Source organism: Parahoeflea alexandrii, assembly GCF_027214025.1.
GTDB lineage: Bacteria > Pseudomonadota > Alphaproteobacteria > Rhizobiales > Rhizobiaceae > Hoeflea > Hoeflea alexandrii_A.
In genome coordinates this window covers 481,992-495,003 of record NZ_JAPWHB010000002.1, presented here as the reverse complement: position 1 = coordinate 495,003, position 13,012 = coordinate 481,992, and the positions used below count along the sequence as shown (strand labels likewise).

Below are 13,012 nucleotides of genomic sequence, written 5' to 3'. Positions count from 1 at the left end.
ATCGCCGCGGCTCCTCTTGCGAGGGGCCGCGGCTTTCCCTGTCGCAACAGGATCTTCCCATGACAACGCCCCGATACTCCCCGATGGTGACCGAGACCGAGCGGCACTGGCAGGCGCTTGCCCGTCAGCGGCGGCTCTATACCGGTCTGGGGCTCTTGCTTCTTGCGATGGCGCTGGCCGGCTCGTTGTGGTTCGCCAACGAGACCAATGCGGGCAAGTTCTGGGACCGGCTGCCGCATTTCTTCGATTTCTTCGGCGACATGATTCCGCGCGACGGGTGGGAGATCTGGCGGGCGATGTTCGATCTGGAGAGTCCCTATGCGGATGGGTCGCTGAAATATGACTATCCGGTGGGCCGGGTCTACCTGACCGAGAATATTTACATGCCCGAGTACGTCTTCAAGATGATCGAGACCATCAACATCGCGATCGTCTCGACGCTGGTCGGTTTCTTCTTCGGTTTCCTCTTGTGCTTCCTGGCGGCATCGAACCTGACCACGCGCGGCTGGCTGCGCGGCTTCGTGCGCCGGTTCCTAGAAATCCTCCGGGCTTTCCCCGAGATCGTGATTGCCGGCTTTTTCGCCGCGATTCTCTCGCTCGGTCCGGTGCCTGCAATCATCGCCGTGGCGATCCACACCATCGGATCGCTTGGCAAAATGTTCTTCGAAGTTGTCGAAAATGCCGACATGAAGCCTGACGAGGGGCTGCGGGCGTCCGGCGGCAACTGGGTCGAACGGGTGCGGTACGGCATGGTGCCGCAGGTGCTGCCGAACTTTCTCAGCTACACGCTGCTCAGGCTGGAAATCAACGTCCGCGCCTCGACCATCATAGGCGCGGTCGGCGGCGGTGGCATCGGCGAAGCCTTGCGGCTGTCGATCAGCCGCGGCCACGAGGCCAAGACCATCGCCATCATCCTGCTGCTGCTGACCACGGTGATCGCGGTCGACCAGCTGTCCGCATGGCTGCGCAAACGCGTGGTTGGCGAGCAGGCCTTTACCCGTGTCCAGGGAGCCGTGTCATGAGCGCAATGACCGCCGAGCAGATCGACGATCTCGTCGGACGCTACCCCGAAGTGTTCAACCGGTCGTTCCTGGCGCGCCATGGCAAGAGCCTCGCCGTCGCCGCGGTGGCGGTCTACCTGGTGTTTGCCTGGAACCTGTTTGCCATCGGCCAGGTATTCCAGCGCGGCAATTGGGATATCGCCGGCAGTTATCTCGCGGACTGGGTCTCCTACGAAGTGCGTCCGGATATCGCCTACCAGGATGGCTATCTTGAGGTTGAATTCCCGCGCTTCTCGCCGCTGGGGAACGATCCCAAACCGGACTGGCTGGTCACGGAACAGGCCGAAGTTACGGTTGTGACGACGACCGAAACGTCTCCGGCCGCAGCTCAAGCGCCTGCCGCCACCGGCTTCCTCGTTCCGGGCGCCAAGGGAACTTCGACGGGTTTCATGGCGCCGGGGGCTGCAACCGGAGGCTCGGCTCCACAAGCGGGCGAGGGCGCAACCCAACCCGTGACGACATCGGAGCGCAAGGTGCTGCCGGTCCGGGCGGATGTCGACATGGGATCGGGCACCGTTCTAGTCGAACCTTACCGCGTGACGCTCACGCGCGGGGCGGAAAGCCTTGTCGTGACCGCCGGTTCGGACGGCATCGTCCGGGCCGACCGCGAGCTTCCGGAATGGGCGGTCCAGCGCCGTGAAGGTGAGAAGATTGTCGCCTATTTCGGCTTTGACGGCCGGGTCGAGGTGGAGGAGGACGAGGTCAAGATTCGCCAGCGCTTCCTTGGCTGGGAGAACTTCGTCTTCGATCCGTCCTCGGCGTTCTGGAACCGGAGCTTCGGCGATGTCGCCGCAACGATCCTCTGGGGCGAGCGGATCAAGCCGGAGCAGTCGAACCTGTCGCTGGCGATCGACAATTTCCTCAACAATGCCGAATGGCAGCACGGCGATGTCTACGTAAAGCTCGGCCAGACCATTGTCATGGCTTTCGTCGGCACGCTGTTTGCCACCGCCATCGCGTTTCCGCTGTCCTTTATGGCGGCGCGCAACATCACGCCGAGTTTCCTGACGAACCAGGTGACCAAGCGGCTGTTCGATTTCCTGCGGTCGGTCGACATGCTGATCTGGGCGCTGTTTTTCACCCGCGCTTTTGGCCCCGGGCCGCTGGCCGGTATTTCCGCCATTTTCTTCACCGATACGGGGACGCTTGGAAAACTCTATTCCGAGGCGCTTGAAAATATCGACGAAAAACAGCGCGAGGGTGTACGCTCGCTTGGCGCGAATCCGGTACTGGTGCAGCGCTTCGGTGTCGTGCCGCAGGTCTTGCCGGTTTTTGTCAGTCAGTCGCTCTATTTCTGGGAATCCAACACCCGCTCGGCGACAATCATAGGTGCGGTTGGCGCCGGCGGCATCGGGCTCAAGCTGTGGGAGGCAATGCGGACAAATGCGGACTGGGAGAATGTTGCCTACATGGTTTTACTCATCCTGCTCGTCGTCTACGTTTTCGACACGATTTCCTCGCGGCTGCGCGGGCTGCTGATTGGCAAGGGACAGGTGTGATGCGGTACGGGCTTTATTTCGCTCCGAGTGCTGACGATGCGTTTCATGATCTGGGAGCCAGCTGGCTGGGCCGGGATACCGCCTCCGGCCATGCGGTTGAGCACCCCGATCTTGCCGGCCTCGGCGCAAGCGAACTGGCCGAGATTACCGGACCCGCCCGCCGCTACGGTTTTCACGCGACGCTGAAGGCGCCATTCCGTCTGGCCGCGGGCGTGAGCGAAACAGACCTGGTCGATGCGATGGAGGCCTTTTCCGCACGCAGCAGCGTTTTCGAGATTCCATCGTTGATGGTCGGCCGTCTTGAAGGGTTTCTGGCGCTGGTGCCGGAAGGCTCCGCACCGGCGCTCAACGCGTTTGCCAATTCGGTCGTCGAAGCCTTCGAGCCGCTCAGGGCAACATTGACCGACCGGGAGATCGAGCGCCGCAATCCTGAATCGCTGACTTCAGGCGAGTTGAGGAACCTGATGCGGTGGGGGTACCCTTACGTTTTCGATCACTTCCGCTTTCACATGACGCTCAGCACACGCCTGTCTGAACCGCTGACCAGCCGGGTCGAGGCCGCCGCCAGGGCCCATTTCGCACCGGTTCTTGCCCGGCCGGTGGCGGTGCGGGCACTCACCCTGTTTGTCGAGCCCGAACCGGGCGCACCATTTCTGATCCACAGCCGGGCAATGCTTGCGTCCGGACAGCAAAGAAAGACTGCCTGAATGACCACCGAAACCGTATTGACCAATGCCCGGCTCGTTCTCGAGGACCGGATCGTTCCCGGCAGCCTGGTTTTCCGCGATGGCGTGATTGCCGAGATCTCCGAAGGCAATTCGGCAAGCGGCGTGGACATGGAGGGTGACTACATTCTCCCCGGCCTCGTGGAGCTGCATACCGATCACCTGGAGGCGCATTATTCGCCGCGCCCCGGCGTGCGCTGGAATGCGACATCGGCGATCCAGTCGCATGACGCGCAGATTGCCTCCTCCGGCATCACCACGGTGTTCGATTGCCTGCGGCTCGGTTCCGACGAGGATGACGGTTTCAGGGTAGGGGAGATGCGGGCGATCGCCGACGCGATCGCCTCCGCGCGGGCCGAGAACCGGTTGCGCGCGGACCACCTGATCCATCTGCGTTGCGAGGTGTCGGCCTCGGACGTGCTCGATCATTTCGCCGATTTTGCGACCGACACTCAGGTGCGGCTGGCCTCGTTGATGGACCATGCGCCGGGTCAGCGGCAGTTCCAGACGATGGAGCAGTACACGCTCTACTACAAGACCAAGCGCGGCCTGTCCGACGAGGCGTTCGCCCATTTCGTCACCCGGCGGCAGGAATGTTCGGCCAAGTATTCCGACGCGCACCGCAAGGCGATTGCAAGCGCGTGCACGGAACGCGGCATCACGATCGCGAGCCATGATGATGCGACGCTCGAACACGTCGATGAAGCGGTCGGCTTCGGTGTCCGGCTCGCCGAGTTTCCGACCAGCATCGAAGCGGCCAAGGCATCGCACAAGGCCGGCATGAGCGTGCTGATGGGGGCGCCGAACGTGGTGCGCGGCGGATCTCACTCGGGCAACATCGCGGCCACGGATCTTGCCCGGTCCGGTGTGCTTGACGTGCTTTCGTCGGACTACGTGCCGTTCAGTCTGATCCATGCACCGTTCGTGCTGGCCGACGAGATCGACGATCTCGATCTGCCGGCCGCGATCCGGCTGGTGACAGCAACGCCTGCCAGAACCGTCGGGCTCGATGACCGTGGCAGTCTTGCGACCGGGAAACGGGCGGACATGGTTCGAGTGCGCCGTGAGAGCGGCGTTCCGGTGGTGCGATCGGTCTGGCGGCAGGGCGACCGGGTGGCCTGATGCAGGCTTCCCGGACCCTCACGGGCACCTCTCAGGGGCCATTGATCGTGGTGCTCGGGCCGAGCGGTTCTGGCAAGGACACGCTGATGTCCTATGCCCGGAACAAGCTCGGCGAGCGCCCGGACGTGTTGTTTGTCCGGCGCGCAATCACCCGGCCCGCGGATGCCGGAAGCGAAGACCATATTGCCATGACCGAAGCCGAGTTCGACGCAGCAATCGACGAGGGACGGTTTTCCCTGACCTGGACAGCCAACGGGCTGCGCTACGGTCTGCCGCGCGCCATCGAAACGCATCTGGCTGAGGGGAGGCTCGCCGTGGTCAACGGGTCGCGGGGCGCCTGGGCTGTGATTCAGCAGGTGTTCCCGAGCGCTGTGGCCGTGGAAATAAGAGTGGATCCGGGCATTCTGGCGCAACGGCTTCAATCAAGAGGCCGGGAGAGTGCGGCTGAAATCGAGGCGCGCCTGGCCCGTGCCGCAGCGCTGGAGGCCGGCTTCGAGGCGGATGTCGTCATCGACAATTCCGGCCCACCGGAGAAAGCCGGATCCTCATTGGTCGCCTACATGGCGCAAGCGATGGCGGCCGCGGTCGCGCTTGGCTGAGCAGCGGAGGGATCAGATCCTCAAACCGCTCCGGCCACTGGTCCTGCGGCTCACGCGGGGCGGCGCGATGGCGGACCGGTCCGTTCAGTCATCGTCCTCGTCGCTGTCCGGGCCGCCGTCCAGCCGGTGCTTGATTGCCAGCGCGTAAATTACGTTGAGAACATTGCGGTCCTGGATTTCCGGGTCGCTGAGCGCCAGCAGGGCGGCGCGAACCAGCCGCTTGCTGGTGGCCTTGGGGCAATGCTCGACGACATAGTCATGCAACTCGACATCCGACAGGCCTTGATAGGCCCCTTCGACGAGGGCGTCGTATATCTTCCGGATCTTCTTTTTAGGCATTTGCGCCTCCCGCGGTTTCGGCCGGTTCAACGTTCTCCGTCGATCAGTAAAGATAGCCATTGTCACAAACAACTGCTGCGTCTGTCCGGTAGGGATTGGCGTATGAAACGGCGCATCGCGGGCTTCGGGCGCGCTGGGATCGAGCGGCAGATACAAGAGAAAGCGACAAACCGCACGAAAACGAGCCATTTTAGCAAATAATGACCCCCTAATAATTAAGGGTACTTAAACCAGTTCAACCGACAGTAAGAACCTTAAACACTACGGCCAAACGTCGGATATGAAGCCCGGCGGCCCGCAATGATTGCATCTTTGGGAATAGTGTCTGCAATTGTTGTGGGGGTTTCATGGGGTTCAATGCGACGAAGGGCCTGGCTGCCAAGGCCAAGGGGTCAGCGCGAAGCATAACGCAGAAAATCGCGATTACCGTCATTCTGGTCAATTTGCTTGGACTTGTCGTCACCAGTTTCGCGATCTCGCAGATGTCCGGCGCAAGCCAGATGGCGATGGCCGAACGCAACTGGATCAAGGACACCACCCAGATAGGCGCTCAGGCCGCAGGCGGCGTGAAGTGGGGCAAGACCGAGGCGATCCGCTCGGCCTACGAAATTTTCCAGAATGATCCGAAGCTCGCTCTTGTCGGGTTCACGGCCTTCAACCAGGCCGGCGACCAGGTTGATGTCTGGACGCGCTCGGAATCGCCCGACGCGTCCCTGTCGCAGGTGCTGAACTCCAATCCCGGTGAAATGAAGCAATCCGTTGTCGAGGAAGGTGATGCTTCGGTTATCGTTTCGGCGCCGTTGCCCGCCGGCAAGGATGGCGTGTCGCTGGGGCAGATCAAGACTGTCTGGTCGACAGACGATATCACAAAGTCTGCGCGGGATTTTGCCTTCAAGGCAATGGCATCCCAGATTGCGGTGCTGGTCATCGCGGTCGCCATCCTGCTGTTTGCCATGCGCAAGTTCGTTGGACGGCCTCTGGCCGATGTCAACCGGCGTATCGGCGAGTTGCAGGCAGGCGACATCACCGCCCCGGTTCCGCATGCGGAAAAAGGCGACGAGATCGGTGTCGTAGCGCGTGCCCTGACCGAATTCTGCGATGCGGCGCGCCAGAAGCTCGAAGCGGATGCCGAGATGGTGCGTCAGCGCGAGCAGCTTGATGCGGAGCGCCAGGCCAACATGAGCGAGACCGAGCGCTCCTCACAGGCCCAGCGCAGGGTGGTCGAGGAACTCGGCACCGCGCTCGAAAAGCTCGCCGCCGGCGATCTGACCGCACGCGTTCCCGATCTTGGCGGCGAATTCGCCGCATTGCAGGACAATTTCAACAGGGCGCTTTCGGCGCTTGAGGCGACGGTCGGCACCATCGACAGCGCGCAGCATGCGGTCAAGCAGGCTTCCGACAGCCTCGGCGGTTCCACCGATGAACTGGCCCGCCGGACGGAACAGCAGGCGGCAGCGCTGGAACAGACCGCGGCGGCGCTGGATGAAATCACTTCGACCGTCAAAGCCTCGTCCGAACAAGCGACCGAAGCGGGTGATCTTGTCGGATCAACCCGGCAAGCAGCGACGTCATCGTCGGAGATCGTGCGCTCGGCAATCAAGGCCATGGGCGGTATCGAGGAATCCTCGTCACGCATCGCGCAAATCCTCAAGGTGATCGACGATATCGCCTTCCAGACCAACCTGCTGGCGCTGAATGCCGGGGTTGAAGCTGCTCGTGCCGGTGAAGCCGGCAAGGGATTTGCCGTGGTCGCGCAGGAAGTCCGGGATCTCGCGGGGCGTTCTGCCAACGCCGCCAAGGAAATCAAGGACCTGATTGAAGAAAGCGGCGCCCAGGTGAGCAATGGTGTCGATCTCGTCAACAAGACCGGACGCTCCATGGAGCAGATCGAACAGCAGATCACTGCCGTCGCCGAAAAGATCGATGCAATCTCGCGCGCTTCCAGGGAGCAGGCGACCGGGCTGTCGCAGGTCAACATGGCCATCAACGAGATGGATACCATGACCCAGAAGAACGCGGCGATGGTTCAGGACAGCAACACGTCTTCGCAGAAACTGGCCGGTGAATGCGAACGCCTCGCCGACGTCGTCCGGTCCTTCAAACTGACCGGTGCGTCCGGTCATTCGCGAATGGCGGACACGCCGAAACCGGCGCCGGCGCCCGTCCGAACAGCGGCTGCACCGAAGCCGGCCGCCCAACGCCAGTACAAGACCCAGGGCAACGCCGCGCTCGCCCAGAGCACGGAGAACTGGGAAGAGTTTTAAGCCCGCGTACCAAAGCCAATAGCGATCAGAGGTGATCGCAATCCACTTCAAAACGAGGAGAAGTACCCAATGAAGACCAAGCTTTTTGCATCTGCCATGTTTGCTGCCGCAACAATCGCGTTTGCACCGGCTACCGTACAGGCCGAGGAAGCACATGTTGCCCCGGTCAAGGAATTCATCAGCCAGAACGTTGAAGCCTGGCTGACCGATCCGGTCGTTGTCGGCGCGATCAAGGAACAGAACGCAAAGACCGCCGGCCTCGACGATGCGGCAATCGACAAGCTCGACAAGGAGTGGCGCGCACAGGCAACTGCAGCGGACAAGCCCTTCGTCAACGAGGTTCTGGCGCGCGAAATCTCCAAGTTCCTGATGGCCAAGAAGGAAAGCAGTCAGGGCATGATCACGGAAATGTTCGTGATGGACGCCAAGGGCCTCAATGTCGGCCAGAGCGATGTCACCTCCGACTACTGGCAGGGTGACGAAGCCAAGTGGCAGAAGTCCTATGCCGCCGGCGCCGGTGCGATGTTTGTCGACGGTGTCGAGGAAGACGAATCCACCCAGGCGCTGCAGTCCCAGGCCAGCGTGACAATTTCCGATCCGGAAACCGGTGAACCGATCGGTGCGATCACCGTCGGTATCAACCTCGACATGCTGTAAGAGGCCCGCCGGTCGCCATCGACGGCCGGGAGCATCCGAGGCACAATCCGACGCCGCGCTTTTCCTTCCCGTTCCGGGTGAAAGGCGCGGCGTTGTGCGTTTGAGCGCGTCAAGACCATGGTACTCCAGCCGCAGCGTCGGGCTCTGCCTGAAAGGCAAAATTCCGGGTTGGGTACGGAGAGGGCTTGCGCGGCGTTTTGCGGCGTGGTCGATGGTGTCCAAGGCGGCTGTCACGGAGTGGCAACACATTCCGGATAGTCACTCCAGAGCCACAGAGGAGGCCGTCATGAAACTTGTGCATATCTCCGACATCCACATCAATCCCGAGCCGATCCTGGACCTCGATTCAATCGCCAATTTCAAGAAATGCCTGGCCTATGTCGAGGCGTATGACCACGACGCCGATCGGGTGGTGATCACCGGCGACCTGACCCATTACGGGCAGGAGGAGAGCTACCGCGAACTGCAGGCCATCCTGGCTGCCAGCTCGCTCAAGGACAGGCTCGAGCCGCGGCTGATGATCGGCAATCACGACAACCGCGAGACGTTTGCGTCGATGTTTGCGGGCACAAACCGTGACGAGGCGGGCTTCGTGCAGTGGACGGAGGACACGCCGGCCGGATTGTTTGTCTACATGGACACGGTCGATCAGGGAAAGCACAGCGGCCGCTATTGCGAGAAGCGGATGAACTGGCTCAGGGCCGTGCTCGATGGCGCACGGGCCAAAGACCAGCGGGCCTACCTGTTCATGCATCACAATCCAGTGCGCGTACACGTGGCCAATGCCGATATCATCGGGATCATCGACGAGCGAGCGCTGCAGGCACTGCTCGCCGAGTACAACGACACCGTCGCGCACCTGTTCTTCGGCCATTGCCATTACACCTTGAGCGGCGCGGTCTGCGGCATTCCCTATTCGGCCCCGCGCTCGACCAATCATGCCTGCTGGCCGGATTTCTCGGGCGATATCAGCCGGATGGGCTATGGCGATCTGGCGCCGAACTACAATGTCTGTTTCCTGCATGAAAACAGCACCGTGGTGCATTCGGTCGATTTCCTCGACGCTGACAAGGTCAAGTGGCGGATCGATGCGGATTTCAGCCAGCACTGAGGTTCGCTGCCGGGACAGTGCGCCCCGGTGATATCAGGGCCGGGTGATGTCAGGATTTGTGCTCGGGCGGGAACGCCACGGGCCCACCCTGTGCTTCCCAGGTCGAGAAGCCTTCCTTCAGGTGGGCGGCGACAAAGCCCATGTCGTTGAGCGTTGCCGTGGTCAGCGCAGAGCGCCAGCCCGAGGCGCAATGGAATACGAATTTCTTGTCCTGGCCGAAAACCTCCTTGTAATAGGGGCTTTGCGGATCGACCCAGAACTCGACCATGCCGCGCGGGCAGTGGAAGCTGCCGGGGATGAAGCCCGAGCGCTGGCGTTCGCGGATATCGCGCAGATCGACAATGACCACTTCAGGGTCATCGACCATGGCGATGGCGTCCGCGGTTTCGATCTCTTCGATGCGGGCGCGGGCGGCCGCGACCAGATCGGCTATCGGGGTGATGGACTTGACCATGGGGATACCTGTTCAAACATGTGTCGGAATTGCCTGCATGATTGACGCAACACGGCGCTTGGTTCAACAGTCCTGAAGCCGACGGATCAGGATTTGTGTTCGCCGGCAGGTGTGTTCCAGGGTGAAGGACAGTCAAGTGATGCCAGGGTCGTCGGCAGTGTCGTTGTGGGACGAGACATCGGAAGAGATCTTTGAGGCGTCGCCGATGGCGGCGGACGTGACAACCGATCTGGCCATTGTCGGCGGCGGGTACACCGGGCTTTCGACCGCGCTGCATGCGGCAGAGAAAGGCCTTGAGACTTGCGTTCTGGAGGCTCAACAAATCGGTTACGGCGGGTCGGGACGGAATGTCGGGCTGGTCAATGCCGGGTTGTGGCTGCCGCCGCAGGACGTGCGGGCAAAGCTCGGCGGCGAGCGCGGCGCGCGGCTGGTGGATCTCCTGGGCGACGGGCCGAACTGCGTGATGTCGCTGATCGAACGGCACCAGATCCGCTGTGAACTGACCCGTTCGGGCACCATTCACGCGGCCCATTCCGCTGCCGGGTTCAAGGATCTGTCGCGACGGGCCGAGGAATGGACCCGGCTCGGCGCGCCGGTGCGGCTTCTGTCGCGGCCGGAGGCGGCGGAGAAGATTGGCTCCAGCGCGTTTCATGGCGGACTGCTCGACGCCCGTGCCGGAACGATCAACCCGATGGGCTATGTGCGCGGCCTGGCGCGTGCCGCCCGCGCCGCGGGCGCGCGCATCCACACCGGTGCAGCAGTGACGAGACTGGTCAAGCAGCCGGGGGGCTGGCTGCTTGAAACCGGGGCGGGTGTGGTCCGGGCGAAATCGGTGGTGCTGGCGACCAACGCCTATTCCGACGATCTCTGGCCGGGGCTGAAATCGAGTTTCGTTCCGATCCACTATTTCCAGGTGGCGACCGTTCCGCTCGGCGCCCGGGTTGAAGACATCCTGCCCGAGCGGCAGGGGATTTGGGACACCGGGCAGATCATGTTCTCGCTCCGGCGCGATGCGGCGGACAGGCTGATCATCGGCTCGATGGGCGCAGTGATCGGCGGCGAAAAGGGGCTTTCGGAACGCTGGGCGGCGCGCAAGCTCAAACGTCTCTTTCCGGGTCTCGGGCCGGTTGAGTTCGAGAAAAGCTGGCACGGTCAGATCGCCATGACGGGTGACCACCTGCCACGCATTCACCGGCTCGACGAGGGGCTCTACACGCCGATTGGCTACAACGGCCGGGGCATCGCGCCGGGTACGGTGTTCGGCAAGGCCATGGCCGAGCTGATTGCCGGCGGAAGCGAGGCGGACCTGCCGATGCCGGTGACCGGGGTGAAGCCGGAGGCGTTGAGGGGTTTGAAGACGGGCTTCTACCGGGCCGCGTTTTCCGCCAACCAGGTGCTCAAGAGTTTCTAGGCATCGTCCAGGTTGTTGCCGCTGCGGGCAGATGGTTTATTGATACTTGAAGCCTTGCCCGGCCCGGATCGACCGGGGCGGGGCAGGCAGACAGGGATCGGGACGAGGTCAGATGGACAGCTGTGATGTGATTGTGGTGGGTGGCGGGCTTGCCGGGCTTGTTGCCGCGACCGAACTGGCTGACAGGGGCAAGCGGGTCATCATCATAGACCAGGAGCCCGAGAATTTCCTGGGCGGGCAGGCGTTCTGGTCGCTCGGCGGCCTGTTTCTGGTCGACACGCCGGAGCAGCGGCGGATGGGCATCAAGGACAGCCGGGAGCTGGCGCTCGGTGACTGGATGGGCTCGGCCCAGTTCGACCGCAAGGAAGACTACTGGCCGCGCAAATGGGCGGAGGCCTATGTGGATTTTGCCGCCGGCGAAATGCGGCCCTGGCTGCACGCGATGGGCATGCGCTGGTTCCCTGTCGTCGGATGGGCGGAACGCGGTGGATCCTTCGCCGACGGTCACGGCAATTCGGTTCCGCGGTTCCACATCACCTGGGGTGTCGGGCCCGGGATTGTCGAGCCGTTCGAGAAGCGGGTGCGGGCTCATGTGAAATCCGGCCTGATCGAGCTCAGGTTCCGGCATCGCTGCTCGACCATCATTACCGAGAACAATGCGGTGAAGGGCGTGTCCGGCGAGATCCTTGTCGATGACGTCAAGGAACGCGGACAATCGACCAGCCGCGAGATCCGCGGTGAGTTCGAAATCCGGGCGCCGAGCGTGCTGGTGACGTCGGGCGGGATCGGCGGAAACTTCGATCTGGTGCGCAAGGTCTGGCCGCGTGACCGGCTGGGCGAACCGCCGCGCGAGATGATTTCCGGGGTGCCGGCCCATGTCGACGGGCGGATGGTCGCGATCACCGAAGCAGCCGGCGGCCGGGTGATCAATGCCGACCGGATGTGGCACTACACCGAAGGCGTGAAGAACTGGAACCCGATCTGGCCCAATCACGGAATCCGCATCCTGCCCGGTCCCTCGTCGATGTGGTTCGATGCCGAAGGCAACCGGCTGAGGCCGCCCTGCATGCCTGGCTTCGACACCTTGTCCACCCTCAGGGAGATCCTGTCGACGGGGCATGACTATTCCTGGTTCATCATGACCCAGAAGATCCTTAAGAAGGAGGTGGCGCTGTCGGGCTCTGAACAGAACCCGGATTTCGCCTCGAAAAGCTGGCTCAAGGTGATCCGGCAGCGGATCCTCAACAAGCAGGCCATACCGGCCGTCGAAGCGTTCAAACAGCATGGCGAGGATTTCATTGTTGCCAACACGTTGGAGGAACTGGTCGAGGGGATGAACCGGAAGGGCGGCGGCCTCGTCGACCTCGAGAAGATCAGGGCGCAGATTGTGGCGCGGGACAGCCAGGTGGCCAACCCGTTCACCAAGGACGCGCAGCTGATGGCGGTGCATGCGGCGCGCAACTACCGCGGCGACAGGCTGATGCGCACGGCCAGGCCGCACCGTTTCCTCGATCCGGAGAACGGACCGCTGATCGCGGTCAAGCTGCACATCATCACCCGCAAGACGCTCGGCGGCTTTGAAACCGATCTCAACGGCCAGGTGCTCAATGCGCAGGGCGAGCGGATCGAAGGGCTGTTCGCCGCCGGAGAGGTCAGCGGTTTCGGCGGTGGCGGCTATCACGGCTACAACGCGCTCGAGGGCAGCTTCCTCGGCGGCTGCATCTTCTCGGGACGCCAGGTCGGGCGGAGCGAGGTGATCGCCTAGCCGAC

At 62.6% G+C, this 13,012-nt stretch carries 12 protein-coding genes; 10 read left to right on the top strand and 2 right to left on the bottom strand.

The window, feature by feature from the left end; genetic code table 11:
- Window positions 1-59 precede the first annotated feature (59 nt).
- The 5 genes from phnE (O4H62_RS08535) to phnN are packed head-to-tail and all read left to right on the top strand — an operon-like array spanning window position 60 to window position 5,006.
- Window positions 60-1,022 (top strand): phosphonate ABC transporter, permease protein PhnE, encoded by a 963-nt coding sequence (gene phnE / locus O4H62_RS08535; protein WP_269387017.1) that lies wholly within the window; start codon window positions 60-62, stop codon window positions 1,020-1,022.
- 5 nt (window positions 1,023-1,027) lie between these two features.
- Window positions 1,028-2,560: a phosphonate ABC transporter, permease protein PhnE gene (gene phnE / locus O4H62_RS08530; protein ID WP_269387563.1), complete on the top strand. Its 1,533-nt coding sequence runs from the start codon at window positions 1,028-1,030 to the stop codon at window positions 2,558-2,560.
- The gene (locus O4H62_RS08525; RefSeq protein WP_269387016.1) at window positions 2,560-3,267 is read left to right on the top strand and encodes a DUF1045 domain-containing protein; all 708 of its coding nucleotides are present in this window, start codon (window positions 2,560-2,562) and stop codon (window positions 3,265-3,267) included. The genes phnE (O4H62_RS08530) and O4H62_RS08525 overlap by 1 nt, the downstream gene beginning before the upstream one ends.
- Window positions 3,268-4,407 (top strand): alpha-D-ribose 1-methylphosphonate 5-triphosphate diphosphatase, encoded by a 1,140-nt coding sequence (locus tag O4H62_RS08520; protein ID WP_269387015.1) that lies wholly within the window; start codon window positions 3,268-3,270, stop codon window positions 4,405-4,407.
- The gene (phnN, locus tag O4H62_RS08515) at window positions 4,407-5,006 is read left to right on the top strand and encodes a phosphonate metabolism protein/1,5-bisphosphokinase (PRPP-forming) PhnN (RefSeq protein ID WP_269387012.1); all 600 of its coding nucleotides are present in this window, start codon (window positions 4,407-4,409) and stop codon (window positions 5,004-5,006) included. The genes O4H62_RS08520 and phnN overlap by 1 nt, the downstream gene beginning before the upstream one ends.
- An 84-nt stretch (window positions 5,007-5,090) precedes the next feature.
- Here phnN and O4H62_RS08510 read toward each other — a convergent pair whose 3' ends face one another.
- A complete protein-coding gene (locus O4H62_RS08510) occupies window positions 5,091-5,345 on the bottom strand; it encodes a hypothetical protein (RefSeq protein WP_269387010.1) in 255 nt (84 codons plus the stop codon).
- A 347-nt stretch (window positions 5,346-5,692) separates the two neighbouring features.
- Between O4H62_RS08510 and O4H62_RS08505 the strand changes: the two genes are divergently transcribed.
- The 3 genes from O4H62_RS08505 to O4H62_RS08495 all read left to right on the top strand — a co-directional run bounded on the left by O4H62_RS08505 (window position 5,693) and on the right by O4H62_RS08495 (window position 9,377).
- The gene (locus O4H62_RS08505; RefSeq protein ID WP_269387008.1) at window positions 5,693-7,609 is read left to right on the top strand and encodes a methyl-accepting chemotaxis protein; all 1,917 of its coding nucleotides are present in this window, start codon (window positions 5,693-5,695) and stop codon (window positions 7,607-7,609) included.
- Window positions 7,610-7,678: 69 nt separating this feature from the next.
- A complete protein-coding gene (locus O4H62_RS08500) occupies window positions 7,679-8,266 on the top strand; it encodes a hypothetical protein (RefSeq protein WP_269387006.1) in 588 nt (195 codons plus the stop codon).
- Window positions 8,267-8,552: 286 nt separating this feature from the next.
- The gene (locus O4H62_RS08495; protein ID WP_269387005.1) at window positions 8,553-9,377 is read left to right on the top strand and encodes a metallophosphoesterase; all 825 of its coding nucleotides are present in this window, start codon (window positions 8,553-8,555) and stop codon (window positions 9,375-9,377) included.
- 49 nt (window positions 9,378-9,426) lie between these two features.
- On the opposite strand, the gene O4H62_RS08490 is transcribed toward O4H62_RS08495, so the two are convergent.
- Window positions 9,427-9,831: a rhodanese-like domain-containing protein gene (locus O4H62_RS08490; RefSeq protein ID WP_269387004.1), complete on the bottom strand. Its 405-nt coding sequence runs from the start codon at window positions 9,829-9,831 to the stop codon at window positions 9,427-9,429.
- 139 nt (window positions 9,832-9,970) lie between these two features.
- Here O4H62_RS08490 and O4H62_RS08485 point away from each other — a divergent pair, with 139 nt between their 5' ends.
- Both O4H62_RS08485 and O4H62_RS08480 read left to right on the top strand, forming a co-directional pair.
- Window positions 9,971-11,242, top strand: coding sequence for an NAD(P)/FAD-dependent oxidoreductase (locus O4H62_RS08485; RefSeq protein ID WP_269387002.1), 1,272 nt, complete (start codon window positions 9,971-9,973; stop codon window positions 11,240-11,242).
- A gap of 112 nt (window positions 11,243-11,354) precedes the next feature.
- Complete coding sequence (locus O4H62_RS08480) at window positions 11,355-13,007, top strand: FAD-binding dehydrogenase (RefSeq protein WP_269387000.1); 1,653 nt, start codon at window positions 11,355-11,357, stop codon at window positions 13,005-13,007.
- Window positions 13,008-13,012: the final 5 nt, after the last annotated feature.

Coding starts and splice junctions, on each gene's coding strand:
- phnE (WP_269387017.1), top strand. CDS start 60: ATGACAACGCCCCGATACTCCCCGATGGTGACCGAGACCGAGCGGCAC.
- phnE (WP_269387563.1), top strand. CDS start 1,028: ATGACCGCCGAGCAGATCGACGATCTCGTCGGACGCTACCCCGAAGTG.
- O4H62_RS08525 (WP_269387016.1), top strand. CDS start 2,560: ATGCGGTACGGGCTTTATTTCGCTCCGAGTGCTGACGATGCGTTTCAT.
- O4H62_RS08520 (WP_269387015.1), top strand. CDS start 3,268: ATGACCACCGAAACCGTATTGACCAATGCCCGGCTCGTTCTCGAGGAC.
- phnN (WP_269387012.1), top strand. CDS start 4,407: ATGCAGGCTTCCCGGACCCTCACGGGCACCTCTCAGGGGCCATTGATC.
- O4H62_RS08510 (WP_269387010.1), bottom strand. CDS start 5,345: ATGCCTAAAAAGAAGATCCGGAAGATATACGACGCCCTCGTCGAAGGG.
- O4H62_RS08505 (WP_269387008.1), top strand. CDS start 5,693: ATGGGGTTCAATGCGACGAAGGGCCTGGCTGCCAAGGCCAAGGGGTCA.
- O4H62_RS08500 (WP_269387006.1), top strand. CDS start 7,679: ATGAAGACCAAGCTTTTTGCATCTGCCATGTTTGCTGCCGCAACAATC.
- O4H62_RS08495 (WP_269387005.1), top strand. CDS start 8,553: ATGAAACTTGTGCATATCTCCGACATCCACATCAATCCCGAGCCGATC.
- O4H62_RS08490 (WP_269387004.1), bottom strand. CDS start 9,831: ATGGTCAAGTCCATCACCCCGATAGCCGATCTGGTCGCGGCCGCCCGC.
- O4H62_RS08485 (WP_269387002.1), top strand. CDS start 9,971: ATGCCAGGGTCGTCGGCAGTGTCGTTGTGGGACGAGACATCGGAAGAG.
- O4H62_RS08480 (WP_269387000.1), top strand. CDS start 11,355: ATGGACAGCTGTGATGTGATTGTGGTGGGTGGCGGGCTTGCCGGGCTT.